The sequence below is a fragment of the Nocardiopsis sp. iso_238 genome (genome assembly GCF_056173325.1).
On the sequence record NZ_CM149668.1, the window covers coordinates 2,714,942 to 2,740,303 of the forward strand.

Here is a 25,362-nt window from a genome sequence, read left to right on the forward strand (position 1 = left end):
AACCCGAGCGGCGCCCTGGGCCCCGCTAGCGGCGTTCGATCGAAGTTTGAGAGGGGGCTGACAACGTTCCATCCGATCCGTCGCACTCGCGACACCCGAGGCGGCAGCGCACCCAGGAGGAAGCACGAGATGACCCAGACGCAGGACGCACCGACGGTCGACCCGCAGGACGAACTCCGCGCGATCTACATCGCGCACTACCGTTTCCAGTACCTGAGCGCCGCCTTCGAGTCCGGCCTGTTCTCGTACCTGGCCGAGCGGCCCGGCGCGACCAGGGCCGAGATCGCGCGCCGACTGGAGATGCAGGACCAACCGACCCGCATCCTGCTGCTCGGCTGCACCGCCTTCGGTCTGGTGCGCAAGGACGGCGACCGCTACCGCAACAGCGAGATCACCGAGCCGCTCACGACCGACACCGACCAGGTTCCGGCCGCGTTCATCCCGTACCACCAGCACATCACCTACCGCCCCATGGGCTGGTTCCTGGAGTCGCTGCGGCAGAACAGCAACGTGGGTCTGCGCCGGGAGTTCGGTGAGGACACGAAGAGCCTCTACGAGCGGCTGACCACCGACCCGGCTCTGGAGCGCGCCTTCCACAACGCCATGGGCGGGTTCAGCCAGAAGGTGTCCGACGAGCTCGCGGAGAGCCTCGACCTGTCCTCCTTCAACCACGTGCTGGACATCGGGGGCGGCACCGGTGTCAACGCGACCAAGCTCGCCCGCAAGTGGCCGCACCTGCGGATCACCATCGTCGACCTTCCCACGGTGGCGAAGGAGGCCAACGAGCGTGTCGCGGAGGCCGGGCTCGACGAGCGGGTGCGCGCGGTGGGCCTGGACGCCTTCGAGGACGAGTTCCCCGAGGGTGACTTCGACTGCGTGCTCTTCGCGCACTTCCTGGAGATCTGGTCCGTGGAGCGGATCCGCGCGGTCGTGCGGAAGGCCGCGCGGGCGGTCGGCCCGAACGCCGGGATCTTCGTGGTGACCCCGTTCCAGGACGACGACGAGACCGGTCCCCGGCACGCCGCCGAACTGTCGGCCTACTTCCACGCCGTCGCGTCCGGTGAGGGCATGGTCTACACCCCGAGGGAGTACGAGGGCTGGATGGCCGAGGCCGGTTTCACGCCCTCCGTGCGCTTCTACGTGAGCAACCTGGTGGATCACATCGTGATCTCCGGGACCAAGACCGCCGACGCGAGCTGACCGGAGGCAGGCATGACGACCGAGACGACCGGACGGTGCCCCGTCGTCCTGGACCGCACCGGAGCCGACGTCCACGCGGAGGCGGCGCGGCTCCGGTCGCACGGTCCGGTGACCCCGGTGGTGCTGCCGGGGGACGTCCGGGCATGGTCGGTCACCGGCCACGACCTCGTGCGGCGGGTGCTCACCGACCCCCGGATCTCCAAGGACCCGCGTCGGCACTGGACCGCCTTCGCCAACGGGCAACTCGACCCCGACTGGCCGCTGCTCGACTGGGCGGGCGACAACATGACCACCGCGTACGGCGCCGACCACACCAGGCTGCGCGGCCTGATCTCCCGGGCGTTCACGCGGCGCCGCGTCGAGGACATGCGACCGCGCGTCGAGCGCATCACCCGCGCCCTCCTGGACGACCTCGCCGCCGTCCCCGCCGGTGAGGCGGTCGACCTCAAGGCCGGGTACGGCACCCCGCTTCCGGGCCGGGTCGTGTGCGAGCTCTTCGGGGTGCCCGAGGAGTCCCGTGACGCGGTGCTGCGCGGCGGCGAGGCCAACACCGACACTCGGATCGGCGGCGAGGAGGCCAGGCGCAACGTCGAGCAGTGGCAGCGGGCGATCGGGGACCTCATCGAGGCCAGGCGCCGCGAGCCCGGCGATGACCTGACCAGCGCGCTCATCCGGGCACGCGAGGAGGACGGCTCCCGGCTCAGCCAGGACGAACTGCTCGGCACGCTGAACCTGATCCTCAGCGCGGGCTCGGGGACGGTGACCAACCTGCTCTGCAACGCGATCGTCGCCCTGCTCACCCACCCCGACCAGTACGAGCTGGTCCGTACGGGGCGGCGCGGCTGGGAGGACGTCGTGGAGGAGACGCTCAGGAACCAGTCGCCCATCGCCCAGCTGCCGTTCCGGTTCGCGGTCGAGGACGTCGAACTCGACGGCGTGGTCGTCCCTCGCGGGGAGCCCATCCTCATCGCCTACGCCGCCGCCGGACGGGACCCGGACCTGCACGGCCCCACGGCCGACGCGTTCGACATCACCCGGGAGCGCAAGGACCACCTCTCGTTCGGCCTCGGAACCCACTTCTGTATGGGCTCCTCCCTGGCTCGGCTGGAGGCGGGCATCGCCCTTCCCGCCCTGTTCGAGCGCTTCCCGGACCTGAGCCTGGCCGTGGCGCCCGACGAGCTCGAACCCCGGGGGTCGTTCATCATGAACGCCCACGCCGGACTGCCCGTGCGCCTCACGCGCCCGACCCCATGACGAACGGGAGGACCCCTGTGGAACTCGACGGGAAGACGGCGCTGGTGACCGGCGCCTCGCGTGGCATCGGGCGAGCCATCGCCCAGCGGCTCGCCGGTGAGGGCGCCGTCGTCGCCGTGCACTACGGATCCAACTCCGAGGCCGCGCGGGAGACGGTCACGGCGATCGAGAAGGACGGGGGTAGGGCGTTCGCGGTCCGAGCCGAGTTCGGGACGGACGGCGACGTGGAGACGCTGGCGGCCGGGCTGCTCTCCGGGCTGCGGGAGCACGCCGGACGCGACCGGTTGGACGTCCTGGTCAACAACGCGGCGACGGTCAGCTTCAGCACCCTGGAGCAGCTGACGCCCGCCGAGTTCGACCGACTCGTCGCCGTCAACACCAAGGCCCCGCTGTTCCTCGTCAAGCGGCTGCTGCCGGTCCTGTCCGACGGAGGTCGGATCGTCAGCGTCTCGACCCTGGCGGCCCGTACGGCGGTGCCCGCGGTCGCCTACGTCATGAGCAAGGGCGCCCTGGACATCATGGGGCGCAGCCTCGCGGTGGAACTGGGTCACCGGGGCGTCACCGTGAACACCGTGGCCCCGGGGATCACCGACACCGACGTGTTCGCCTCACTCCGGGAGTCCCCCGAGGCGCAGGCCGGGGTCCGCGCGGCGACCGCCCTGGGGAGGGTCGGGCGGCCCGACGACATCGCGGACGTGGTCGCCTTCCTCGCCTCCGACCGCGCGCGCTGGATCACCGGTCAGGTCATCGACGCGACCGGTGGCCTGGCACTGCGGCCCCGCACGCTCCACTGACCGCTCGGGGCGGACCGGGGCGGGGACCGGTCCGTTCCCGGACTCCCTCGCACAGAATAGTCAGGTTGGTTGACTTGTTTGATTAGGGTCGCTTATAAAGGTGCCTGACCATGCTTGGCGGGAAGTAACGCGAGAGAAGGAGAGAGATCATGAAGGCGATGCGCTTCCACTCCTACGGAGACAGCGACGTCCTGGTCCTCGAAGAGGCGGAACGCCCCGTGGCGGCTCGGGGGCAGGTGGTGGTCCAGGTGGCCGCGACCGCCTTCAACCCGGTGGACGTCCCGATCCGCGCCGGGGTGGTGAAGGAGGTCTTCCCGGTGGCGTTCCCGCACATCCCCAACTACGACGTCGCCGGAGTCGTCGACGAGGTGGGCGAGGGCGTGGTCGGCTGGGAGGTCGGGGACCCCGTGGTGGCGTTCCTGCCGATGACCGCGCCCGGCGCCGCCGCCGAGTACGTGGCCGTGCCCGCCGACACGTTGGCCGCGGCGCCCCATACGACCGGTGACCTGGCCGAGGCCGCGGCGCTGCCCTCGGTCGGGGTGACCGCCTGGCAGTCGCTCTTCGAGCACGCCGACCTGAAGCCGGGGCAGAACATCCTGATCAACGGCGCGGGCGGCGGGGTGGGTCGGTACGCCGTCCAGCTCGCCTCGCGTGCCGGAGCCATCGTCACCGCCACCGCCAGCGCCCGCAGTCGTCACCGCGTCGGTTCCTACGGCGCGAAGCGCGTCATCGACTACACCGCCACCCCGGTTCCGGAGGCGGCGGCCGGGGAGCGGTTCGACATCGTGCTGCACCTGGTGCGCACCGGCCCCGAGGAGACGGCGGCGCTGGCGGAACTGGTCGCCGACGGCGGCGCCTTCGTCAGCACCACGGTCGCACCGCCGGAGGACCTCGGCCGTGGCGTCCGCGCGGTGCAGGTGTTCGCGCGCAACGACGCCGACCAGCTCGCCGAGCTGGTCCGGCGCGTCGACGCCGGAGAACTGCGGATCGACGTCGCCGAGCGGCGGCCGATCTCCGACCTGGCCGCCGTCCACGACCTCGCCTACGACGGGGAGCTGGAGGGGCGGACCATCCTCATCCCCTGAACCGAGCCCTCCCTCACTGTTCCGTGACCGGTCGGTGCCGGGAGACCCAACGACCCAAGGAGTGTCCCCATGTCATCGACGCTGTACTCGGAACCGGTCGTCTCGACCCTGGAACGGCTGCGGGCCGCAGAGGGGCGACAGAACATGGCGGAGGCCTTCGCGGAGGCCGGGGTGGACGTCACCGCCGACTTCCCCCTCGACCTGAGCCCCGCCGAGCTCGCGGAACGGGCGAAGGACATCATCATGCCGGTGTCCGGGGAGGCCGGGGATCTGCTGTACCTGTTCGCCCGGGCGGCCGGGGCCCGCACCGTGGTGGAGTTCGGCGCGTCGTTCGGCGTCTCGGCGCTCTACCTGGCCTCCGCCGTGCGCGACAACGGCGGCGGGCGGGTGATCACGACCGAACTCCAGCGGGACAAGGCACGGCTGGCGAACGAGAACTTCGCCGCCGCAGGACTGGACGACATCGTCGAGCTCCGGGTCGGTGACGCGTTGGAGACGCTGGCGGACCTGCCCGACGAGGTCGACCTCCTGCACCTGGACGGGTGGCCCACCCTGAGGCTGCCCGTCCTCGACCTGGTCCAGCCCCGGCTGCGGCCCGGTTCCCTGGTGGTCGTCGACGACATCGACCTCGACGTCGGCCGGGACATCAACAAGGACTTCCTCGACCACGTCGACGACCCGGCCAGCGGGTACCTGTCCCTGCGGCTCCCGGTCCACCAGGGGGTCCAGGCCTGCCTCAAGCTCGGCTGAGCGACCGAATCCGGCCAGGGGTCGGCGGGCCCCGCGCGGGCGCGCCGACCCCGCCGTGGTGGGGTGGGGGTTGACAGAAGTCGGATGTGAGTGTGTACTCACAATCATGAGTCCGAAAGACGGAGGGCGTTCCACGGCGGAGGCGCGCCGGGTCCTGATCCTGAAACACGCGGTGTCCGCCTTCGCGAAGAGCGGCTACCACGCGACCCCGGTGACCGACATCGCTGACGCGGCCGGGATCTCCCAGGCCTATGTCTTCCGCCTGTTCGGCAGCAAGCTGGGGCTGTTCACGGCGACGCTGGAGCTGTGCTTCGAGCGCGTCGAACAGGCCCTGCGCGAAGGGGCGGAGGGCTCCCTCGGGGGCTCGGCCGCCCAGGTCCTGGAGGGGATGGGCGACGCCTACGCCGCGCTGATCGCCGACCGGGACCTGCTCATGATCCAGGTGCACGCGCAGAGCGCCACCGACGTCCCGGAGATCCGCGAGGCGTTCAGGAAGGGCTACGCCTCGGCGGTCACCCTGGCGCACTCGCTCTCGGGAGGCACCCGCGACCAGGTCCAGTACTTCTTCGCCATGGGCCTGATGTGCCACCTGATCACCGCCCTCGACCTGGACGAGGTGGACGCCCCGTGGGCGCGCACCCTGGCCAACGGCATGACCCACCACCCCCGATCCACGGGGTGACGCGGCCGGAGCGGTCCGTCCCCTGACGTCCGCCTGAGCCGTCCCCTCCTCGTTCGTGCCCGCTGAGAGGCGGGCACATATTCGGCTCATGTGTGTGAGTGAGTGCTCACACAATAGCTGTTCCCGACACCGTCGCCTCGCCCCGCAGCGGTCCGCAACCCCGTGCACGACCCCCGACCCAGAGAGGCGACGCCATGACAGCGACCCCCGAAACCCGCGCCGACGCATCCGGCGGGACCGGACCCACCACGGGGACGGCTCTCGTCTCCACCCTGGTGCTGACCACCACGACCCTCGTCGCCACCCTGGTCACCGCCGGGGGAGTCAACCCGGTGCAGGCCTCGCTGGCCCTCCTGCCCCTGGCCGCGGCCCTGGGCTACTGGCGCGGCGCGCGATGGGCTCCGGTCGCCGCCGTCCTGGCCGTCCTCGCGCTGCTCCCGACGCGTGCGGTCGAACTCTCCTTCGACCTGACACGACCCGGCGACGCCGTCCCCTTCGCGGTGGCCGCGCTGACCGTCCTCGCCGCCGGAACCGCCCTGACCACCGCCGTGCTGTACCGGTCCGAACGCACCGGAAGCCCCTCACGCCGCCGGTCCGCGATCGGTGTCCTCCTCGGCGCGGCACTGGGCGCCGTGCTCGGACTCGGCATGGTCCTGGCCAGCCCGCAGGCCGACGACACCGGCGACCTCACCGACGCGGAGGTCGCCGCCCTGCCCACCGTCGACATGGTGAACTTCCGCTTCGAGCCCGGCCAGCTCCGGGTGGCGGAGGGCCAGCCCGTCGCCTTCCGCTTCACCAACGACACCGACAAGTCGCACAGCTTCGCTGTCGAAGCGTTGGGGATCGACACCACCGTCCCCAGCGGCCGGACCCGTACGGTGGTCGTCGAGGCCGACGCCGGTACCTATCCCTTCGTCTGCACCGTGGGCGACCACGAGGAGAACGGGATGGTCGGGAGCCTGATCGTGGTCGGCCCGGGCGGGAACGCCACCGACGGCGAGGACGCGGCGGACACCGAGCAGGCGCGGGGGACCGGCCATGAGCACTGAGCCCGTCTCCCGGACCTCCCCGCTCGCCCGCCGGGCCTTCCTCGCCGCCGCCGGGGCGGCGGTCGCCGGGGCGGCCGCCCTGCCCGTCCTGCTCCGGGCGGAAGGCCCGGACCTGCCCTCCGACCGACCCGAACTCCCGGACCTGCCCGAGGTCCCCCTGACCACCGGCGCCGACGGGGTCCGGGTCGCCCGGCTGGCCGCGGAGTCGACCGGCATCGGACTGGCCTACAACGGCATGAGCCCGGGCCCGCTGCTGAGGGTGCGCGAGGGCGACACCGTTCGGGTGGAGTTCGAGAACACCATCGACGCGCCCAGCAGTCTGCACCTGCACGGACTGCCGCTCACCCCCGAGGTCGACCAGCCGCTGCACCACGTGCTGCCGGGAGAGTCCCACGCCCAGGAGTTCCGGGTCGCGGAGGGCTGCGCGGGCACGCACTGGTACCACCCGCACGCCCACGGAGACGTGGAACGCCAGACCCTGGCCGGGCTGGCCGGGCCGATCGTCGTGGAGGGACCCCTGGACCGGGAGGTCCCCGCGCTGGACGCGGCCGACGACCGACTGGTGATGTTCACCCGGTCGGGACGTGAGGTCGTGGCCAACGGCGTGGACCAGCCCCGGGTCACCGCGCGCTCGGGGCTCACCCGGCTGCGGCTGCTCAACGCCACCGCCGGCGACCACCTGCTCCTGGGATGCCGGCGTGAGGACGGCACCGCGGTGCCGACGCACCTGGTCACCACCGACGTCGGCCCCGTCGAACGCCCCCGGGAGGTCGAGGAGGTCCTGCTCGCCCCAGGCGAGCGCGCCGAGGTCCTCGTGGACACGTTGGGGGAGGGGCGCCTCGCCCTGGTCCGCCTCCCCTACTCGGTCTACGGACCGGGAGGGGAGGCCAACGAGCAGCGGACCCTGCTGGTCGTGGAGGTGCCCGCCGGGCACGAACCGGTGGCCCTGCCGGACCACCTGCTGCCGATCGAGGAGCTGGACCCGGAGGACGCGGTCCGGACCAGGGAGGTGGTCTTCGGCGCCACCCCCGACGGCTCCTTCACGATCGACGGTCGGATCTTCGACATGGACCGGGTGGACGCCGAGGCGCGGCTGGACACCCTGGAGATCTGGGAGGTGGTCAACGACCACGGCAGTGACCACCCCTTCCACCTGCACAGCTACCCGGTGCAGGTGCTGGACCGCGACGGGGCGCCCGAGCCCTTCCGGGCCTGGCGGGACACCGTGAACGTCCCGGCCGGGTCGACCGTCCGCCTGCTCGTGCCCCTCCGGCACGGCGCGGGCCGGACCGTCTACCACTGCCACATCCTGAACCACGAGGACCTGGGCATGATGGGCGTCCTGGAGGTCACCGCGTGAGGCCGGGACCGGCGCGCCGCCGGTCCCGGCCCCGCCGTCAGCCCCCGACGAAGTCCGCCAGGTGCTGGCCGGTGAGCGTCGAGCGGTCCGCGACGATCTCCGCCGGAGTGCCCTCGAAGACCACCCGGCCGCCGTCCTGGCCCGCCCCCGGGCCGAGGTCGATGATCCAGTCGGCGTGCGCCATCACCGCCTGGTGGTGCTCGATCACGATCACCGACTTCCCGGACTCCACCAGCCGGTCCAGCAGGCCCAGCAGGTGCTCGACGTCGGCCAGGTGCAGGCCGGTGGTCGGCTCGTCCAGGACGTACACCCCGCCCTTCTCCGCCATGTGCACGGCCAGTTTGAGTCGCTGGCGCTCGCCGCCGGACAGCGTGGTGAGCGGCTGGCCCAGGCTCAGGTACCCCAGCCCCACGTCGGTCAGCCGGTCCAGGATCCTCTGCGCGGCCGGGGTCCGCGCCTCGCCCTCACTGAGGAACACGGCCGCCTCGGACACCGACATCGCGAGCACCTCGCTGATGTCGCGCCCGCCCAGGCGGTACTCCAGCACCGAGGTGTCGAACCGCCTGCCGTCGCACTCCTCGCAGGTGGAGGCGATGCTGGCCATGAACCCGAGGTCGGTGTAGACCACCCCGACGCCCTTGCAGACCGGGCAGGCGCCCTCGGAGTTGGCGCTGAACAGCGCGGGTTTGACCCCGTTGGCCTTCGCGAACGCCTTGCGGACCGGTTCGAGCAGCCCGGTGTAGGTCGCCGGGTTGCTGCGCCGCGAGCCGCGGATGGGGCTCTGGTCGACGGCCACCACCCCCGCCGCCACGGCCGAGGCCGCCTCGACCAGCGACCCCTGCACGAGTGAGCTCTTGCCCGACCCCGCCACCCCGGTGACCACCGTGAGCACCCCCAGCGGGATGTCCACGTCCACGTCGCGCAGGTTGTGCGTGTCCGCGCCACGGACCTCGAAGCGGCCGGTGGGGACGCGCACCTCCTCCTTGAGGGCGGCACGGTCGTCGAGGTGGCGCCCGGTGGTGGTGTCGCTGCTCCGCAACCCCTCGACCGTGCCCTCGAAGCAGACGGTGCCGCCCGCGGCTCCGGCACCCGGGCCGAGGTCCACGACGTGGTCCGCGATCGCGATGGTGTCCGGCTCGTGTTCCACGACCAGCACGGTGTTGCCCTTGTCGCGCAGCCGCAGCAGCAGCCGGTTCATCCGCTCCACGTCGTGCGGGTGCAGCCCGGCGGTGGGTTCGTCGAAGACGTACGTGGTGTCGGTGAGCGAGGACCCCAGGTGGCGGATCATCTTGGTGCGCTGGGCCTCACCGCCCGACAGCGTTCCGGCGGCCCGGTCGAGCGAGAGGTAGCCCAGCCCGATCTCCACGAACGAGTCCAGGGTGCGCCGCAGCGCCTCCAGCAGGGGAGCGGCGGACGGTTCGTCCAGGTCCCGCACCCACGCGGCGAGGTCGCTGATCTGCATCGCGCACACCTCGGCGATGTTCACGCCCCCGATCCTCGACGACCGGGCCGCCTCGCTGAGGCGGGTCCCGCCGCACACGGGACAGTCGGTGAAGGTCACCGCGCGCTCCACGAACGCCCGGATGTGCGGCTGCATCGCCTCCTTGTCCTTCGACAGGAACGACTTGCGCAGCTTGGGGATCAGACCCTCGAAGGTCAGGTTCGACTTCTCGACCTTCACCTTGACCGGCTCGTGGTACAGGAAGTCCCGCATCTCCTGCTCGGTGTACTCGCGGATCGGCTTGTCCGGGTCGAAGAACCCCGACGCCTTGTAGGTCCGCACGGTCCACCAGTCGTCCGACTTCCAGCCGGGGATGGTGAACGCCCCCTCCGACAGCGACCTGGAGTCGTCGTAGAGCTCACGCAGGTCGAAGTCGGTGACCTTGCCCCGGCCCTCGCAGTGGGTGCACATGCCGCCGGTGCGGGTGAAGGTCTGCTTCACCGTCTTGCGGTCACCGCGTTCCACCGTGATGGCGCCGCTGGCCCTGACCGAGGCGACGTTGAAGGAGAACGCCTGCGGGGAACCGACGTGCGGCTGGCCCAGGCGACTGAACAGGATGCGCAGCATCGCGTTGGCGTCGGTGGCGGTGCCCACCGTGGAGCGCGGGTCGGCGCCCAGCCGTTCCTGGTCGACGATGATCGCGGTGGTCAGCCCGTCGAGCACGTCCACGTCGGGCCGGGGCATCGACGGCATGAACCCCTGGGCGAAGCTGCTGTAGGTCTCGTTGATCATCCGCTGCGACTCTGCGGCGATCGTGCTGAACACCAGCGAGCTCTTGCCAGAACCGGAGACCCCGGTGAACACCGTCAGGCGGCGCTTGGGGATCTCGATGCCGACGTCCCGGAGGTTGTTCTCCCGGGCCCCGTGCACCCGGATCAGTTCGTGGACGTCAGCCGGATGCGGTGCGTCGGGGTGTTCCCCGGTCACCGGTCCTCCTTGATCCGGACCAGGTTCCCGGCCGGGTCGCGGAAGGCGCAGTCACGGACGCCGTAGGGCTGGTCGGTGGGCTCCTGCACGACCTCGGCCCCCGCGGCCACGATCCGCTCGAAGGCGTCGTCCAGGTCCGGGGTGGCCAGGTTCAGGAACGCGTAGGTGCCCTTGGCCATCATCTCCGAGATGACCCGGCGCTCCTCGTCGGTGACCCCGGGGTCGGACACCGGGGGCTCCAGGACCACGGAGGTGTCCGGCTGACCCACCGGGCCCACCGTGATCCAGCGCATGCCCTCGTACCCGACGTCCAGGCGGACCTCGAAGCCGAGGACGTCCCGGTAGAAGGCCAGCGAGGCCTCCGGGTCGGTGTGCGGCAGGAAACTGGCGTTGATCTTGATGTCCATGCTGGTCACACTACGACTGGCCGGGCCGCCGCGCTTCTTGATTCCTGATCGGTCTGGTGACCTGACGGACCACGCACGAGGGCATGCCCTCCGCCTCGCCCACGGCGTGCCTCCGGTAGGCGCTGGGCGGCATCCCGACCAGTTCGGTGAAGCGGGTGCTGAAGGTGCCCAGGGACGAGCAGCCGACCTCGAAGCACACGTCGGTGACGCTGAGGTCGCCGCGCCGCAGCAGCGCCATGGCGCGCTCGATGCGCCGGGTCATGAGGTACGAGTACGGCGAGTCGCCGTAGGCGCGCCTGAACGCGCGGCTGAGGTGTCCCGCCGACATGTGGACGTCCCGGGCCAGCTGCTCGACGTTGAGCGGCCGCGCGTACTCCCGGTCGATCCGGTCCCGGACACGGCGCAGGCGCGCGAGGTCGCTCAGGTGCTGCTCGGAGGTGGATCTACTGGTCACGCGACTCATCGTGCCACGGGGGGACGACGGACTCCAGACGACCCGGCGGCACGGGCGTCCCGACCCCGCCGAAGCCGCCCCGAGGCGGGCCCCGACACGCTATCTTGCCAGTCGTAACCAGTGGATCACGATGGGTCACGGCCGAGGGGGTCGGACCCCGAAGGAGGCAACCGATGCGAGCGGCCCTGATGTACGGCGCCGGTGACGTACGGGTGGAGGACGTGCCCGATCCGGAGCTGGTCGATCCGACCGACGCCCTGGTGCGCGTGGTGCGCACCTGCGTGTGCGGCAGCGACCTGCACGCCTACCGGGGCATGGCCGCCTCCGAGGAGGGGGTCCGGGCCGGGCACGAGTTCGTCGGCGTGGTGGAGGAGACCGGCGCCGAGGTCACCTGGGTCAGGCCCGGCGACCTCGTGGTGTCCCCGTTCTCCTACGCCGACCACACCTGCGGACTGTGCCGGGAGGGACTGCACACCTCCTGCGCGGACGGGGGGCTGCTCAGCGGGGCCCAGGCCGAGGTGGTCCGCGTCCCGCGGGCCCAGGGCACGCTGGTCCGGCTGCCGGTGCGGGAGGAGTCCGCCCTGCTGCCCTCGCTGCTGACCCTGGCCGACGTCTACCCCACCGGACACCACGCCGCCGTGACCGCCGGGGTCGGCCCCGGCACCTCGGTCACCGTCGTCGGTGACGGCGCGGTGGGCCTGCTGTCCGTGCTCGCCGCGCGGAGGAGGGGCGCGGAGGAGATCATCCTCATGGGGCGCCACAAGGACCGTACCGACCTGGGCCGTGAGTTCGGGGCCGTCGAGGTGGTCGCGGAGCGCGGCGAGGAGGGGGTGGAGCGGGTCCGGGAACTGACCCGGGGCGAGGGCACCCACACGGTGATCGAGGCCGTCGGCCACCTGGACGCCTACGAGACGGCACTGGGCGCGGTCCGCCCCGGCGGCACCGTCAGCCGCGTGGGCCTGCCCCAGTACGAACAGGGGCCGATCGGGATGTCGGCCATGTTCGCCGCGAACGTCACCCTCACCGGCGGCCCCGCTCCTGTGCGCGCCTACATCGAGGAACTGCTTCCCGACATCCTGGAGGGCAACGTCCACCCGGGCCTGGTCTTCGACCACGGCTCCGACCTCGACGCCCTCCCGGAGGGCTACCGGCTGATGGACCGGCGCGAGGTCCTCAAGGTCCTCGTCCAGCCCTGACACGGCGGGACGCCCCCGAGGGCGTCCCGCCGTCGTCCCGGGGCTCACACGTCCCAGGTGGTCCCGTAGCGGTCGGTGAGTTCCCGGACCTCCTCGGGGGAGAGCACCGAGAACGTGCTCCCCCTGAGGGCGACGACGACGCGCGCCGCCTCCTCCAGTTCGATCGCCCCGGCCAGGGCGGTCCCCGGGTCCGCGCCCGCCACCAGGGAACCGTGGTTGGCGAGCAGCGCCGCGTCGAACCTCCCCGGCAGCTTCGCGAGGTTCTCGGCCAGCCGGTGGCTCCCGGGCGCGGCGTAGGGGACCAGGGGAGCCTGTCCCACACGCATCACCAGGTAGGGCGTGATGGGCGGCAGCGCCGACGAGGCCGACCACGCGGGCAGGCAGGAGGCCGCCGTGGAGTGCGGCGAGTGCAGGTGCACGACGGCGCGCGCCGACCCGGACCTGCGGTACATCTCCAGATGGAGCGGGAACTCCTTCGACGGGGCGGGGCCGTCGGTGTGCGTCCCCGCGTCGTCCAGCACGGACAGGCCCTCGGGCTCCAGATCCCCCAGGGAGACCCCGGTCGGGCTCATCAGGACGGTGCCGCCGATCCGGACCGAGACGTTGCCCGAGGACCCCGGGCTCAGCCCCAGGTCCACGGCTCGGCGTCCCGCCGCGCACAGCTCTTCGGCGGCGCGCCGTGTCTGCTCGTTCACGCGCCCTCCTCCCACGCCCGCACGAACAGGTCCTCGGCGCCGAAGTTCCCGGACTTCAGCATCAGGTGGATGTCCTCACCGTCGCGGTGACCGAGCATCCACGCCACCCCGGGGTCGACCTCGGGGCCCAGGGTCAGCGAGCCGACGCCGAGCCGACGCACCACCGCTCCGCTGGTCTCACCGCCCGCCACCAGGAGCGCGCGCGTCCCGGCGGCCACCAGGCGTTCCGCGATCTCCGCGAGGGCCCGCTCGATCACCGGAGCGTCCGCCGTGTCCACGACGTCCTCCGGCGACGCGGTCGCGTACACGACGAACGGGGTGGCCTCGCTGGCCAGCGCCTCCGCGACGGCGTCGGACACCACGGCCTCGAAGTCCGACCGCAGCTCGGCGGCGCGGATCCGGACCCCGGCGCCCGAGGAGAGGGCGTGCCGCACCTGCCCCTGGGTGGCCCGGGAGGCGCTGCCCGAGAGCACCACGCGCGGACCGTCGGGCAAGGTGAAGTCCGAGCGCTCGTCGGCCCGGGGGCCGGAGAGGCCCTGGGCGAGCGCGCTGCCGCCGGTCAGCAGACGCAGGTCGTCCGTCGCGGCGGCCAGTACCCGGAGGTCGGCGTCGCGCAGGGCGTCCACGACCACGAACCGGGCGCCGGCCTCCCGGGCCGCGCCGATGGCGGCGCGCACCGCGTCGGCACCCTGGGACACCACCGGCCACGGCACCAGGGCCACGTCGTCCGCGCCCCGGCTGAGCTGGGGTTCGAGCAGACGGAGCAGGTTCGAGTCGGTCATGGGCGTGAGCGGGTGGTGGCGCATGGGCGACTCGTCGAGCGGTTCGTCGCCGACGAACAGGTGGCCCCGGTAGACGGTGCGCCGGTTCGCGGGGAAGGCCGGGGCGATGACCGTGACCTCCTCGCCCAGGGCCTCCAGGACCGCCTCGGAGACCGGACCGATGTTCCCCTCCGGGGTGGAGTCGAAGGTGGAGCAGTACTTGACGTAGAACCGTTCACACCCGGCCCGGCGCAGCCACGCCAGCGCGTCCAGCGACACCGCGACGGCCTCGTCGACGGGCATCGTGCGCGACTTCAGGGCCACGACCACGGCGTCGGCGCCGTTCGCGGCGTCGAGCGTGTGCCGCTCACCGTGGTCGTCCGCTCCCAGGACGACGGTGGTTCGGAAGCCCGCGGACGTGAGCGTGATGGCGAGGTCGGTGGCTCCGGTGAGATCGTCGGCGATCGCGCCGAGGGTCGCCATGGGTTCTCCTGTGGATCGATGGTGGTGGACGGACGGGGGGAGACGGCGGGGAAGGGTGTTCCGTGGAGGGGACCCCACGGAACACCCCTCTAGACGAGACCGGTCGCGATCATGACGTTCAGGACGGCGAACCCGGTGAGACCGGAGATGACCGAGGCCACCCCGATGGAGCGGATGCCCTGCCCGACGGTCATGTTCGACAGCGTCGTGGTGACCCAGAAACCGGAGGAGTTCGCGTGCTTCATGATCTGCGCGCCGGTCGCGCAGGCCAGGTACACCACCAACGGTGAGAGGTCGAGAGCGGGCAGGAGCGGCTGCATGATCGCGGCCGAGGTCATGACCCCCAGGATGTTGGAGCCGGTGATGGTGCACACGGCCGCCGCGATGAGGAACGGGATGATGACCGCGGACATCCCCGTGCTCTCGATGGCCGTCGCGACGTTCTCGGCCACCCCGGTCTCCCGGACGATGGTGGCCAGGGCGCCGCCGACACCGGTCAGTGCCAGGGGCATCGCGGCGATGCGCAGTCCGGACTCGAACAGGTCGTTGAGCGTGGCCTTGTCCCGCCAGCGCCCCCGGAAGAGGGGCAGGGCCAGGACGCAGGCGAGGAACAGTGCCACCGTCGGCTCACCGACGAAGAGCACGACCGCGGTGAACCAGTTGCCCTCCGTCAGGACCGGGGCGGTCAGGGAGGCGACCACGATGAGGACGATGGGCGCCAGGATCGGGAGCAGGGAGCCGAAGAGGCCCACCTGGGGCGCTTCGGGAGCACCGGTGGCGGCGTCGGAGGACGTCCCGGCGGACCCGGTCGACCCCGAGGCCCCGCCCTCGGAGGCGTCGGCCAGGTGCGCGACGAACTCGGGCTTGGGCGGAACGTACGTCTTGATCCGCGAGAGGTAGAGGGTGGCCGCCAGGACACCGGGGACACCCACGGCCAGGCCGTAGAGGATGGCCTCGCCCATGCTCACGTCCAGCAGGGACGCCGAGGCGAGCGGGCCGGGGCCCGGCGGGATGACCGAGGTCATGACGTAGGCGCCGATGTAGAGGATCGGGCCGAGCTTCATCATCGAGATGCCCGTGCGGTAGGCCAGGGCGGAGACGATGGGGATGAGCATGACGACGGCGGTGTCCGCGATGAGCGGGATGCCGAGCACCGTGGAGGCCAGGGCGATCGCCCAGGGCACCTTGTTCTCCGAGAACAGCCGCAGGGCCGTCTCGGTGATCTTCATGGCCGCGCCGCTCAGTTCGAGCATCTTGCCCAGGACGCAGCCGAAGATGACCAGGAGGCCGACGTTGGCCAGGGTGTTCCCGAACCCGTCCTTGACGAGTTCGATGGTTCCGGTGCCGCCCATGCCCAGGACGAGTCCCAGGGCGACGACCACGATGAACAGCGTGGCCACGGGGTGGACCTTGAACCGCGCGATGAAGACCACGAGGACGACGATGGCGCCCAGGAACGCGAGGAGGGTGAAGACGTCTGACATGTCACTGCTCTCCGGTGTTCAGGGGCGAGCGTGTGCGCGCCTGGTTCCAGGTGTCGAGGAGCGTGTCCTCGGGGTCGGCCAGGTCGCCCAGGCGCAGCAGCTCACCGGCGGCCACGTCGCGGGCCAGGGTGGTGTGCGCCGCCAGGTAAAGGGGCGCGACGTCGCCGGGGGCGTCGGCGGAGTCCAGCAGGACGGGGTCCACGCCGGTCACGTCGTGGTGGTGCCCGCCCATGTCGAGCCGGGTTCCGGCGCGGAGCGCGGTGCGGGCCCGTCCGGCCAGGACCGCGTGCGGGGCCGGAGGGCGCGAACCGGCGGCCCGGTGGTGGTCCGCGGCGGCCAGCACGCTCAGCGGGGTCTCCACGCCCATGAGGTGGTAGGGCAGGTACAGGCAGGCGTAGCGTCCCGAACGCGAGACGACGTGGCCCTTCTGCGCCAGGAGTGACCAGGACACGTCGTCACCGGTGCGGACCACGGCGAAGACGCCGCCCGCGAAGGAGGCCTCCTCCGGCAGCCGCAGGACACTGAAGACGTCCACGACACCCGACCGGGTCAGGATGCCCCCGTCCTCCGCGAGTGCGTAGATGTCGGCCAGCTCGGCCGTGCGGGCGACGGGGTAGTGCAGGGCCTCCACGTCGGGCACCAGGCCGGTGAAGTTGGCGACCACGCCCATCTCGCAGTAGTCGGCGGCGGCCGAGCGCTTGATGTCGGAGACGGCCAGGGCCCGGGAGGCGAGGGTGGCGGGCACGTCCTCGCCCAGGGTGAGCAGGGAGGCCATCTCGGGAGCGTGGACCTCCTGGTCCAGCTGGCGTACGCGGCCGGTGGCGGGGTCGAAGACGAGGTCGTACTCGCCGGACTTGCCGATGGCGACGACGTCGAGCCCGAGGAGCCGTGTGCGCTCGTACCACTCGATGAGGTTGGCGGGCTGGTCGCCGATGCCGGGCGTGTAGACCACGCCCCGCTCGGCGGCCAGTTCGGCCAGGGCGACGCCGGAGACGGAGTCGACCTCCTTGGAGACCATCACCACGTGGCGTCCGGTCCTGATGGCCAGCCGTGCGGCGTCGGTGCCCGCCGCCGGGCTGCCGGTGGCCTCGACGAGCACGTCGTAGTCGGCGTGTTCGAGCAGGGCGGCGTCGTCGATGACGGCGATCTCGTCACCGGACAGCGCGGCCAGGTCGCCGGGGGTGGAACACGCCCTCAACGCGGAGGCCGGGTACCCGAGTTCGACGCACAGGGCGACGGTCCCCTCGGTGTCCAGGTCGCACAGGACCGAGGGACGCAGCCGGTCCATGCGCGGCGTCTGGGCGAGCAGTGTGCGGGCGAAGCCGCCCCGTGCCCCGGTGATCGCGTAGCGCACGGTCGGCGGGGGCGGACCCGTGGTGCTGGTGGCTTGCATGGTTCTCCTTCTCTCACGTCACGGTGGACACGCTGTCCTCATCCGTAACGGCAACACGCCCTGTTTAACAGGAGAGGAACATGCGAGTCAACAATTATCACGCCTCGTATCATCTGGTAACACTCGCTACCATGGTCCTGTGAACGCACTCGAAGGAGGACGATGATCCCGGCGCAACGGCGCGAACTGCTCCTGAGAGAACTGCGCGGCACGGGTGTGCTGAGCGTGAAGGAGCTCTGCGACATCCTCGGTGTCTCGCACATGACGGTCCGCCGCGACATCATGAACCTGGAGGAGGAGGGGCGGGTCCGGTCGGTCCCCGGCGGCGTGGAGCTCGCCTCCCAGGTCCGCACCGAGCCCTCCTACCTGGACAAGTCCCGTGTGGACCTGGACGAGAAGCGCGCCATGGCCCAGGCCGCCGCCGCCCTGGTCGAGGACGGCCACACCGTCTACCTCGACGCCGGGACGACCCTGGGCCACCTGGTGCCGTCGCTGTGGGGCGTCACCGGCCTCACCGTCATCACGAACGACCTCACCACGGCGGCCTCCCTGTCCGACCACCCCGACCTGTCCCTGTACTTCGTCGGAGGGCAGATCGACCGTGAGAACCGTTCGGCGGTGGGCGACATGGCCGCCGCGACCGTCGCGGAGTTCAACATCGACGTGGCCTTCATGTCGACCAGTTCCTGGGACATCGGGCGCGGATCGACCACGCCCTCACGGTCCAAGGTCGCCGTCAAACGCGCCGCGATGGCGGCCGCGTCCTCGTCGGTTCTGGTCGCCGGGGCCGACAAGTACGGTGCGTTCGGCACCTTCAAGGTCGCCGCGCTGGAGAGCTTCTCCACGGTGATCACCGACGACCGTCTGGCCGAGTCGTCCGCGCGCGCCATACAGGAGGTCGGGGTCAGCCTGGAGATCGTGATCCCCCAGAGCGTCCCCGACGAGATGGCGCGGCTCGACCCCACCGTCTGACCCCCGCCGTGGCCGGGGGAACACCCCCGGCCACGGCGACAACGGCCCGCCGCCCGCCCCGGCCACGGCGACAACGGCCCGCCGCCCGCCCCGGCCACGGCGAGGACGGCCACCGCGCCTCCCGGCCCCCGGTCCGCGCGGGTGACCGGACGGGCCCGCACGGGGGCCGGGACGGCCCTTCTGGACGGCCCGGGCCCGGTCACGGAACGGCGGTCCGCCAAGCCCCCGGTGCCCGGAACCGCGCGAGTGACCGCCGACGAGAAGCGCGCCATGGCCCAGGCCGCCGCCGCCCTGGTCGAGGACGGCCACACCGTCTGCCTTGACGCCGGGACGACTCTGGGCCACCTGGTGCCGTCGCTGACGGAGCGCCGACCCGCCGAGGCGGTCGTGAGGTGCCCCGGGCCCCGCCCCGTCTCGGGTCTCGCGGTCAGGGGCGGGGGGTGCGGAAGTCGCGGGAGCCGGGGGCCAGGGCGGCCAGGGCCGGGGCCAGGACGCACAGGACCGCGCAGGTGAGCAGGACGTTCTGCGCCCCGAAGGCCTGGGCGGCGGGGGCGATCAGCGCCAGACCCACCGGGGCGAACCCGTAGGCGAACAGGAAGTCCAGCGACGACACCCTCGCCAGCTTGTCCGGGGCGACCTCGCGCTGGGCTGCGGTGAACCACGGGACGTTGAACAGCTCCACGCCGAGGCCCACCACGGCGTAGGCGGCGAACACCCACAGCCCGCCGACGGGGAACACCAGACTCAGCGGGGCGAGGGCGTACAGGCCCAGCCCGAACAGGGCCCACCAGCCCTGGGCGCGCGGCTTCCAGCGGGCCACCAGCACCGCCCCGACCAGGGCCCCGGCGGTGTACGCGGTCAGCGCTCCGGCCAGCACGGCCTCGGTCCCGTAGTGGTCGCGGCTGGCCAGGGGGAGCAGGACGTTGGTCGCGGAGTAGCCCAGGGCGATGACCACGGTCAGGGCGCCCAGACCCGCGAGGAACCAGGTGTGGCGGCGCGCCTCGGTGAGCCCCTCGGTGAACTCCACGTGAAAGGGCGCCCGGGCGGGGCGCTCGGCGGGGGCGACGTCGCCGCCACGGGGCAGCAGGGCCGCCACCAGCCAGAGGGCCGCCGTGACCAGCAGGAGCACCTGGGGTCCGGTCACGGTGGCCAGCAGGGCGGTCAGCCCGGGGGCCAGGAACGTCACCCCGCGCACCGAGAAGGTCAGGGCCGCATTGGCCTGCTGGCGGTCCTCGGTGGGCACCACCTCGGCGGTGAGCGCCTGGAAGGCGGGGCGGCAGGCCCCCTGGCCGACGCCCACGACGGTGGCGGCCGCGGTCATCAGGGCCACCGAGCCGCCCAGACCCGCGGCGAGGACGGGGCTGGCGGCGGCCGCCGCCAGCCCGGACCACAGGACCACCGCCCGACGCGAGTGGCGGTCGGCGTACAGGCCGCCCAGGGGGACCGCGACCAGGAACCCGGCGGTGCGGGCGGCCAGGACCAGTCCGAGCCCCACCGCGCTCAGCGTTCCGTGTAGGACCGCGAGACCCAGGATGAACGGCATGGCCCAGGTGGCCAGGCCGGACGCGGTGGTCGCGCACCACAGGCGGACGAAGGTCGGCCGGAGCAGCGGTGCGCCACGGTGCTCCTGGGGGCGGGTCGTGTTCGGCGTCGTGGACACGAGGAGTACTCATCTCGGTTCGGGGTGTGTAGGGTCTCACTCTATTGAAAACGATTATCAGTTGCGCCGCTCTTCGCGAAACTGGGTCCCAGGGTTGGGGGTGGTTGGCCTGCGGCGGGGCGGATGTCCGCTTCTGCGGGGGTTGGCGCTCGCGCCGAGGGGGCAGCGACTCCGTGGAGTGAAGAGCTTCTCGTGACAACGATAATCGTTTTCGCTATGGTCGTCGGAACCGGCGCCCCCAGGGCGTACCGACCGCCGCCCCCTGCCCCGAAAGGCCACGCGTGGACCCCTCACGGATCGCCCAGCTGCCCCCGCCCCTGCCGGCCGAACGGATCATCGGCCTCAACCAACCCAAGGTCGACCTGCACACCCTGCGCTCCTACGCCTGGAACGGGTGGGAGTTCGACGTCCCGCCCGAGGTGTTCCTCCCCGGTGCGACCAGCCGCATGATCCACCAGCGCGTCCTCGACGACGACATCGACGTGCGGGGACGCGTCTACGCCGCCATGGGCGTCGGGCTCGGAGTCGAGGCGGCCGTGGCCGGACTGCGCGGCGCCGCCCGGATCATCGCGGCCGACGTCCACCCCGCCAGCGTGGCGGCCACCGAGCACAACTACCGGCGCGTCGTCGGCGCGGGGGAGGGGACCGAGTTCGTCCCGCTGGTCTCCGACCTGTTCACCGGGTTCCCACCCGAGCCGCGCCTCGACGTCGTCACCTTCAACCCTCCGGCGGTCAGCCAGCCCGTCAGCGACGACCCCGACATCGTCCGCAACGTCTGCGCGGGCCGACCCGTCACCGACGCCTTCTTCACCCAGCTCGCCGAACGCGACCTCCTGGCCCCCGGCGGTCAGGTCTACTTCGTCGCCTCCAACACCGCCGACCTGCGGGGGATCATCGGCCACGCCGTCGACCAGGGGTTCACCGCGCACGTCCACCACCTGCACGACTGGAACGACGGAGTCCTGACCTACCTGTTCCGCCTCACCCGGGAGAACGCCAAGTGAGCCACCCCCAGCCCCTCGACCTCGCGACCCTCCACCAGTCGGTGCTCGACACCCCCGACCTCCCCGTCGCCACCAGCGTGTTCTGGGTGCACCACGGCACCCGCCTGGCCGGGGGCGACGTCACCTACCTCAACCAGTACGTCCTGGTCCGGATCGGCCGGGCCTTCGGCGCCTGCTCCTTCGAGCCGGGCCAGCTGGACCCCGACGTGTGCGCGGACCTGTCCGGTAGACCCCTGGCCGACCTCCTGAGAGGCCCGGCCCCGGTACGGCTCGCCGCGTTGGACGCCTACCTGGGCCAGGCCCACCCCCACTCCGAGGACCCCCGCGCCGAACGCGTCACCCTCCCGTACGGCACCCCCGAGGAGCGCGCCGTCGCCCGCGACCGCGCCATCGCCGGGCTCCTCCCCGACCCCGACGGGCGGCGGATCGCCCTGATCGGCGTGGTCAACCCCCTCGTGGCCGCGATCCGGGAGCGGGGCGGCCGGTGCCTGCCCTGCGACCTCAACCTCCGCCGCACCCAGTGGGGCGACGAGGTCAGCCCGGATATGGAGGAGGTCCTGGCCGAGGCCGACGCGGTCGTGGCCACCGGCATGACCCTGGGCAACGGCAGCTTCGACCGCATCCTGGAGCGCTGCCGCGAACGGGACCTGCCGCTGGTCCTCTACGCCCAGAGCGGCAGCGCGGTCGCCCGGGCCTTCCTCGGCTCCGGCGTCACCGCGGTCTCCGCCGAACCCTTCCCGTTCTCGCAGTTCAGCGCCGAACCCACCCACCTCTACCGCTACCGAGAAGGAACCCGAGAGTGACCGTAGGAACTGGACAGGCGACCTGCCACCACGGCGAGATCCTCCAGGGCGTGTTCCTGGACGAGCGGGGACGCCCCACCCGTGGTCTGGTCACCCTGCCGATGGCCGAGCCCCGCACCCGCGCGCTGTTCACCCCGTTCTCCGCGAAGGTGCCCCGCCACGTCGTCGTCGACCCTCCCGACCGGGCGAAGGCGGCCCGCGCCGCCGAACTCGCCGTGGAGGAGTGCGCGCGCGTGGCCGGGGTACCGCCGGTGGGCGGCTACCTCAGCGTCCGGGGCGGGGCCTGGCCCGGCCTCGGCATGGGGTCGTCCACCAGCGACGTGACGGCGGCGGTGCGCGCGGTCGCGGCGGGGCTCGGTGTGGAGCTGTCCCCGGAGTCCGTGGCCCGCGTCGCGGTCGCGGCGGAGGGCGCCAGCGACCCGGTGATGTTCGGTGACCGCCCCCTGCTGTTCGCCCAGCGTGAGGGGCGCGTCCTGGAGGAGCTGGGCCCCGCGCTACCGGAGATGGCGGTCGTGGGCTGTCTGACCGGAAGTGGCCAACCCGTCGACACCCTCTCCCTGAGGGGGAACGCACGACGGGGGGACATCGCCGTCTACGAGAGGTTGCGTGCCGCGCTGCGTACCGCGATCACCGAGGAGGACGTGGCCGGGGTCGGGCACGTCAGCACCGAGAGCGCCATCCTCAACCAGCGTGTGCTGCCCAAGGAGGAGCTGGGCACGCTGCGGGAGGTCGCCCGCGAGTGCGGGGCGGTGGGCATCCAGGTGGCGCACAGCGGCAACGTGGCCGGTGTGCTCTTCGACGCGGCCGTCCCCGGCCTCGCGGAACGCCTTGAGGCCGCCAACGACCGCCTCGACGCGGCGGGGCTCACCCCCCACCGCGTGTTCTCCACGTCCACGCGGTCCGGCACCCCGCTGGTCCCCTCCGCGCGGCCCGTCCTCACCGGGGTCGCCTCGACCCCTCCCACTCCGGCCCCTCCACCCTCGACCACCGCGGAGCCCCCTTGGACGAGCACGTTTCCGAAGCCATCGCCAGACCCGACCTGATCGACCTCGGCGGGGGCCTGCTGTGCCTGCGCTTCGAGTCGATGAAGGTGGCCTCCGCACTCGCGGCCGTACGCCACCTGCTCGACACCGGGGTGGTCCGCCCCGGTGACACCCTGATGGACAGCTCCAGCGGCATCTACGCCTACGGGCTGGCCCTGGCCGCCCACCGGTTCGGCCTGCGCTGCCACATCATCGGTTCCACCACCATCGACGAACCCCTCCGCATCCAGCTGGCGGTCCTGGGCGCCACCCTGGAGCAGATGCCGCCCTCGGACGACCTCCGACTGGACCAGGACCGCCGGGTGCGGCGGGTCGGCCAGGTGCTCCGCGAGCACCCGGACTACCACTGGATGCGGCAGTACCACGACGTCGTCCACGGTCTCGGCTACCGGGCGGTGGCCGACCAGATCCGCAAGGAGACCGGTGACGGCCCGCTCACCCTGGTGGGCGGGGTCGGCTCGGGAGCCTCCACCGGGGCGCTCGCCCGCTACCTGCGGGAGAGCGCCCCGGACACCCCGCTCGTGGGGGTCCAGCCGTTCGGCAGCGTCACCTTCGGCAGCGACCACGTCACCGACCCGCAGATCATCATCGCGGGGATCGGGAGCTCCATCCCCTTCGGCAACGTCGACCACACCCTGTACGACACGGTGCACTGGACCGGTTTCGACGCGGCCCTGGCCGGGAGCACGGACCTGCTCCGCCGCCACGCGGTCTTCGCGGGGCTCTCCACGGGCGCCGCCTACCTGGTGGCGCGCTGGGAGGCGGCGGCCGCCCCGGACCGGCGGGTGGTGTTCGTGGCCCCCGACACCGGACACCGGTACGTGGACACGGTCTTCGCGCGGCACGAGGAGGCCGCCGACGTCACCGACCTCGCTCCCCGGGAGGTCGGTGATCTCAAGGAGCTGTCGCCGCCCTGGTGCCGGATGGCCTGGGGACGCCAGCCCGCCCCGGATCAGGCCGTCCACCGGGACGACTGAACGGGACCAGGGAAGGCGCGGGCTCGTGCTTGCGGAGAATGACTGGTCGGAGGAGCCCGCTACGTTGGCGACCTCCCGGGGCGGATCGTGACGGTGAGTCCGGAGACGGTGGACGACACCGTGGAAGGGCTGCCCGGACGGAGGTTCTCAAGGACCAGCCCTTCCAGGACGTGCCTGCGGTGGGGGAAGCACCCACCGCAGGCAGAGCCCCGGGCAGTCACCGGAGGGCGGTTCGGAGGAACCGGCTCACTCGGACGCGGGAAAGGCGAGCGCCTGCCTTCGGGGGCGTGGGGGGTGCGCGGACGGCGACACCACAGGGGAGGTTCGGGACACTGCTTTCCGGTGCTCCTCCTGGGGCGCGACCCCCGCTGACTTGTAGTTGGCTCCCGCCATCCGTTGCTGAACGTGCTGCCGCGCACAGGCCCCCGGGTACGTGCGAGGTGCGGTGCCTCCAGCGCTTCCCACCGGGGGAGGCCTCCGCGATCCCCGAACCCAACCTCGTCCCGATCATCCACGGGTCCGTCGCGTCACGGAACGGGCGGGGCCTCGTGGGACTCGGTGATCCAGAGCGGTTCGCCGTCTCCGCACACGACCCGCGTCCCCTCGGCGGGCTCCATACTGGTGCGCTTCACCACGAGCCGAGCACCGGCGACCTCGGCTACCGGGTGCTCGCGCGAGCGCATGAAGCGGTGGGTTCTGACCTGGTCGTGAATCGTGCGGGCATCGCCGGACCAGCGGATGCGGGCGAAATCCTCCTCCATGAACCCCGCGTAGGAGGCCAGGGAGTGCTCTTGTGGATCACCGGGGTCCCCGGACACGACGCGGGCCAGAGCCGTGCGAAGCAACGCGTAGGTCACCGGCATGGCGTCCGCGCAGTAGTTCGTCCAGGTGATGTCGTCGGCCAAGGGCACGCCGTCCTTTTGGGCGAGGACGTTGCCCGTGTCGAACTCCTCGTCCATCCGGTGCACGGTGACACCCCCGGTGCGATCGCCGTTGCGAATGGCCCAGAGCAGCGGCGCCGGACCTCGGTACTTCGGCAGCATCGACACGTGGACGTTGATCACGCCGTGTCGGGGGATATCCAGCACGGAACGGGGAAGTTTCCACGCGAAACCGAAGACGATCACCAGGTCGGGACGGTAGCTTTCCAGCGCCCGAGTCAGGCCCTCGACACTGCCTGGGAGAAGCAGGTCCATTCCCCGTGGAAGGGCGCCGAGGATCGCCGTGGTCGTTTCTCCGGCGTCGTCGAGGTTGGGGCCGCCGGAGCGCAGAGAACGTCCGTAGAAGTAGGCGACCGAAAGGTGGCCTGAGTCCGCGCAGGCAGCGTGAATGGTCCGGAACTCGTCGGCTCCGGACGAGATCACGCAAATGCGGAGAGAGGTCGACATCTCCCTGTTTCTTCTTGAATGGCGAATCTGGTCATCTGAT

24 protein-coding genes are annotated in these 25,362 nt (G+C 71.9%); 15 read left to right on the top strand and 9 right to left on the bottom strand.

Features of this window, described 5'->3' with window-relative positions; translation table 11 throughout:
• Positions 1 to 129 precede the first annotated feature (129 nt).
• The 8 genes from AC0VYL_RS12025 to AC0VYL_RS12060 all read left to right on the top strand — a co-directional run bounded on the left by AC0VYL_RS12025 (position 130) and on the right by AC0VYL_RS12060 (position 8,174).
• Positions 130 to 1,200, top strand: coding sequence for a methyltransferase (locus AC0VYL_RS12025; protein ID WP_475462821.1), 1,071 nt, complete (start codon positions 130 to 132; stop codon positions 1,198 to 1,200).
• A 12-nt stretch (positions 1,201 to 1,212) separates the two neighbouring features.
• Entirely contained in the window at positions 1,213 to 2,454 is a 1,242-nt protein-coding gene (locus AC0VYL_RS12030) for a cytochrome P450 family protein (protein WP_475462822.1), read from the top strand.
• A gap of 17 nt (positions 2,455 to 2,471) precedes the next feature.
• Positions 2,472 to 3,248: an SDR family oxidoreductase gene (locus tag AC0VYL_RS12035; RefSeq protein WP_475483165.1), complete on the top strand. Its 777-nt coding sequence runs from the start codon at positions 2,472 to 2,474 to the stop codon at positions 3,246 to 3,248.
• Between the two features lie 149 nt (positions 3,249 to 3,397).
• Positions 3,398 to 4,333 (top strand): NADP-dependent oxidoreductase, encoded by a 936-nt coding sequence (locus AC0VYL_RS12040; protein WP_475462824.1) that lies wholly within the window; start codon positions 3,398 to 3,400, stop codon positions 4,331 to 4,333.
• A gap of 69 nt (positions 4,334 to 4,402) precedes the next feature.
• Positions 4,403 to 5,083 carry an O-methyltransferase gene (locus tag AC0VYL_RS12045; RefSeq protein ID WP_475483166.1) on the top strand — a complete coding sequence of 227 codons (681 nt, stop codon included), beginning with the start codon at positions 4,403 to 4,405 and terminating at the stop codon, positions 5,081 to 5,083.
• Between the two features lie 106 nt (positions 5,084 to 5,189).
• On the top strand, positions 5,190 to 5,765 hold the full coding sequence (locus AC0VYL_RS12050) for a TetR/AcrR family transcriptional regulator (protein WP_475462826.1): 576 nt from the start codon (positions 5,190 to 5,192) through the stop codon (positions 5,763 to 5,765).
• A 194-nt stretch (positions 5,766 to 5,959) separates the two neighbouring features.
• On the top strand, positions 5,960 to 6,814 hold the full coding sequence (locus AC0VYL_RS12055; RefSeq protein WP_475483167.1) for a cupredoxin domain-containing protein: 855 nt from the start codon (positions 5,960 to 5,962) through the stop codon (positions 6,812 to 6,814).
• The gene (locus AC0VYL_RS12060; protein WP_475483168.1) at positions 6,804 to 8,174 is read left to right on the top strand and encodes a multicopper oxidase family protein; all 1,371 of its coding nucleotides are present in this window, start codon (positions 6,804 to 6,806) and stop codon (positions 8,172 to 8,174) included. The genes AC0VYL_RS12055 and AC0VYL_RS12060 overlap by 11 nt, the downstream gene beginning before the upstream one ends.
• Before the next feature lie 37 nt (positions 8,175 to 8,211).
• Here the strand turns inward: AC0VYL_RS12060 and AC0VYL_RS12065 are convergent, their stop codons facing one another.
• From AC0VYL_RS12065 to AC0VYL_RS12075, 3 genes are read right to left on the bottom strand one after another with little or no spacing between them, the layout of a single operon-like run.
• Complete coding sequence (locus AC0VYL_RS12065; RefSeq protein ID WP_475483169.1) at positions 8,212 to 10,602, bottom strand: ATP-binding cassette domain-containing protein; 2,391 nt, start codon at positions 10,600 to 10,602, stop codon at positions 8,212 to 8,214.
• On the bottom strand, positions 10,599 to 11,009 hold the full coding sequence (locus AC0VYL_RS12070) for a VOC family protein (RefSeq protein ID WP_475462830.1): 411 nt from the start codon (positions 11,007 to 11,009) through the stop codon (positions 10,599 to 10,601). The genes AC0VYL_RS12065 and AC0VYL_RS12070 overlap by 4 nt, the downstream gene beginning before the upstream one ends.
• A gap of 10 nt (positions 11,010 to 11,019) precedes the next feature.
• Positions 11,020 to 11,472 carry a helix-turn-helix transcriptional regulator gene (locus AC0VYL_RS12075; protein WP_475462831.1) on the bottom strand — a complete coding sequence of 151 codons (453 nt, stop codon included), beginning with the start codon at positions 11,470 to 11,472 and terminating at the stop codon, positions 11,020 to 11,022.
• A 164-nt stretch (positions 11,473 to 11,636) separates the two neighbouring features.
• Here AC0VYL_RS12075 and AC0VYL_RS12080 point away from each other — a divergent pair, with 164 nt between their 5' ends.
• The gene (locus AC0VYL_RS12080; protein ID WP_475462832.1) at positions 11,637 to 12,659 is read left to right on the top strand and encodes a zinc-binding dehydrogenase; all 1,023 of its coding nucleotides are present in this window, start codon (positions 11,637 to 11,639) and stop codon (positions 12,657 to 12,659) included.
• A gap of 44 nt (positions 12,660 to 12,703) precedes the next feature.
• Here the strand turns inward: AC0VYL_RS12080 and AC0VYL_RS12085 are convergent, their stop codons facing one another.
• The 4 genes from AC0VYL_RS12085 to AC0VYL_RS12100 form a co-directional block, all read right to left on the bottom strand.
• Positions 12,704 to 13,354, bottom strand: a complete 651-nt coding sequence (locus AC0VYL_RS12085; RefSeq protein WP_475483170.1) for a class II aldolase/adducin family protein — start codon at positions 13,352 to 13,354, stop codon at positions 12,704 to 12,706.
• Entirely contained in the window at positions 13,351 to 14,598 is a 1,248-nt protein-coding gene (otnK, locus tag AC0VYL_RS12090; RefSeq protein WP_475483171.1) for a 3-oxo-tetronate kinase, read from the bottom strand. The genes AC0VYL_RS12085 and otnK overlap by 4 nt, the downstream gene beginning before the upstream one ends.
• An 89-nt stretch (positions 14,599 to 14,687) precedes the next feature.
• A complete protein-coding gene (locus AC0VYL_RS12095) occupies positions 14,688 to 16,082 on the bottom strand; it encodes a GntP family permease (protein WP_475462835.1) in 1,395 nt (464 codons plus the stop codon).
• Between the two features lies 1 nt (position 16,083).
• A complete protein-coding gene (locus AC0VYL_RS12100) occupies positions 16,084 to 17,475 on the bottom strand; it encodes a homoserine dehydrogenase (protein ID WP_475483172.1) in 1,392 nt (463 codons plus the stop codon).
• 162 nt (positions 17,476 to 17,637) lie between these two features.
• Here AC0VYL_RS12100 and AC0VYL_RS12105 point away from each other — a divergent pair, with 162 nt between their 5' ends.
• Entirely contained in the window at positions 17,638 to 18,447 is an 810-nt protein-coding gene (locus tag AC0VYL_RS12105; protein ID WP_475462837.1) for a DeoR/GlpR family DNA-binding transcription regulator, read from the top strand.
• A 246-nt stretch (positions 18,448 to 18,693) separates the two neighbouring features.
• Entirely contained in the window at positions 18,694 to 18,960 is a 267-nt protein-coding gene (locus tag AC0VYL_RS12110; protein ID WP_475463044.1) for a hypothetical protein, read from the top strand.
• Here the strand turns inward: AC0VYL_RS12110 and AC0VYL_RS12115 are convergent.
• The gene (locus AC0VYL_RS12115) at positions 18,875 to 20,107 is read right to left on the bottom strand and encodes an MFS transporter (protein ID WP_475483173.1); all 1,233 of its coding nucleotides are present in this window, start codon (positions 20,105 to 20,107) and stop codon (positions 18,875 to 18,877) included. The two genes, AC0VYL_RS12110 and AC0VYL_RS12115, sit on opposite strands and share 86 nt — an antisense overlap.
• A 281-nt stretch (positions 20,108 to 20,388) precedes the next feature.
• Between AC0VYL_RS12115 and AC0VYL_RS12120 the strand changes: the two genes are divergently transcribed.
• The 4 genes from AC0VYL_RS12120 to AC0VYL_RS12135 are packed head-to-tail and all read left to right on the top strand — an operon-like array spanning position 20,389 to position 23,934.
• On the top strand, positions 20,389 to 21,111 hold the full coding sequence (locus AC0VYL_RS12120; protein ID WP_475483174.1) for a class I SAM-dependent methyltransferase: 723 nt from the start codon (positions 20,389 to 20,391) through the stop codon (positions 21,109 to 21,111).
• Positions 21,108 to 21,914, top strand: a complete 807-nt coding sequence (locus tag AC0VYL_RS12125) for a Rossmann-like domain-containing protein (protein WP_475483175.1) — start codon at positions 21,108 to 21,110, stop codon at positions 21,912 to 21,914. Before AC0VYL_RS12120 ends, AC0VYL_RS12125 begins: the two co-directional genes overlap by 4 nt.
• Complete coding sequence (locus tag AC0VYL_RS12130; protein WP_475483176.1) at positions 21,911 to 22,957, top strand: GHMP family kinase ATP-binding protein; 1,047 nt, start codon at positions 21,911 to 21,913, stop codon at positions 22,955 to 22,957. The genes AC0VYL_RS12125 and AC0VYL_RS12130 overlap by 4 nt, the downstream gene beginning before the upstream one ends.
• Entirely contained in the window at positions 22,915 to 23,934 is a 1,020-nt protein-coding gene (locus tag AC0VYL_RS12135) for a pyridoxal-phosphate dependent enzyme (protein ID WP_475462842.1), read from the top strand. Before AC0VYL_RS12130 ends, AC0VYL_RS12135 begins: the two co-directional genes overlap by 43 nt.
• 527 nt (positions 23,935 to 24,461) lie before the next feature.
• Here the strand turns inward: AC0VYL_RS12135 and AC0VYL_RS12140 are convergent.
• Positions 24,462 to 25,322 carry a methionyl-tRNA formyltransferase gene (locus AC0VYL_RS12140; protein WP_475462843.1) on the bottom strand — a complete coding sequence of 287 codons (861 nt, stop codon included), beginning with the start codon at positions 25,320 to 25,322 and terminating at the stop codon, positions 24,462 to 24,464.
• Between the last annotated feature and the right edge of the window lie 40 nt (positions 25,323 to 25,362).

Bases quoted from the DNA above. Each gene is read 5' to 3' on its own strand.
- AC0VYL_RS12025 (WP_475462821.1), top strand. From the start codon at position 130: ATGACCCAGACGCAGGACGCACCGACGGTCGACCCGCAGGACGAACTC.
- AC0VYL_RS12030 (WP_475462822.1), top strand. From the start codon at position 1,213: ATGACGACCGAGACGACCGGACGGTGCCCCGTCGTCCTGGACCGCACC.
- AC0VYL_RS12040 (WP_475462824.1), top strand. From the start codon at position 3,398: ATGAAGGCGATGCGCTTCCACTCCTACGGAGACAGCGACGTCCTGGTC.
- AC0VYL_RS12045 (WP_475483166.1), top strand. From the start codon at position 4,403: ATGTCATCGACGCTGTACTCGGAACCGGTCGTCTCGACCCTGGAACGG.
- AC0VYL_RS12050 (WP_475462826.1), top strand. From the start codon at position 5,190: ATGAGTCCGAAAGACGGAGGGCGTTCCACGGCGGAGGCGCGCCGGGTC.
- AC0VYL_RS12055 (WP_475483167.1), top strand. From the start codon at position 5,960: ATGACAGCGACCCCCGAAACCCGCGCCGACGCATCCGGCGGGACCGGA.
- AC0VYL_RS12060 (WP_475483168.1), top strand. From the start codon at position 6,804: ATGAGCACTGAGCCCGTCTCCCGGACCTCCCCGCTCGCCCGCCGGGCC.
- AC0VYL_RS12070 (WP_475462830.1), bottom strand. From the start codon at position 11,009: ATGGACATCAAGATCAACGCCAGTTTCCTGCCGCACACCGACCCGGAG.
- AC0VYL_RS12075 (WP_475462831.1), bottom strand. From the start codon at position 11,472: ATGAGTCGCGTGACCAGTAGATCCACCTCCGAGCAGCACCTGAGCGAC.
- AC0VYL_RS12080 (WP_475462832.1), top strand. From the start codon at position 11,637: ATGCGAGCGGCCCTGATGTACGGCGCCGGTGACGTACGGGTGGAGGAC.
- otnK (WP_475483171.1), bottom strand. From the start codon at position 14,598: ATGGCGACCCTCGGCGCGATCGCCGACGATCTCACCGGAGCCACCGAC.
- AC0VYL_RS12095 (WP_475462835.1), bottom strand. From the start codon at position 16,082: ATGTCAGACGTCTTCACCCTCCTCGCGTTCCTGGGCGCCATCGTCGTC.
- AC0VYL_RS12100 (WP_475483172.1), bottom strand. From the start codon at position 17,475: ATGCAAGCCACCAGCACCACGGGTCCGCCCCCGCCGACCGTGCGCTAC.
- AC0VYL_RS12105 (WP_475462837.1), top strand. From the start codon at position 17,638: ATGATCCCGGCGCAACGGCGCGAACTGCTCCTGAGAGAACTGCGCGGC.
- AC0VYL_RS12140 (WP_475462843.1), bottom strand. From the start codon at position 25,322: ATGTCGACCTCTCTCCGCATTTGCGTGATCTCGTCCGGAGCCGACGAG.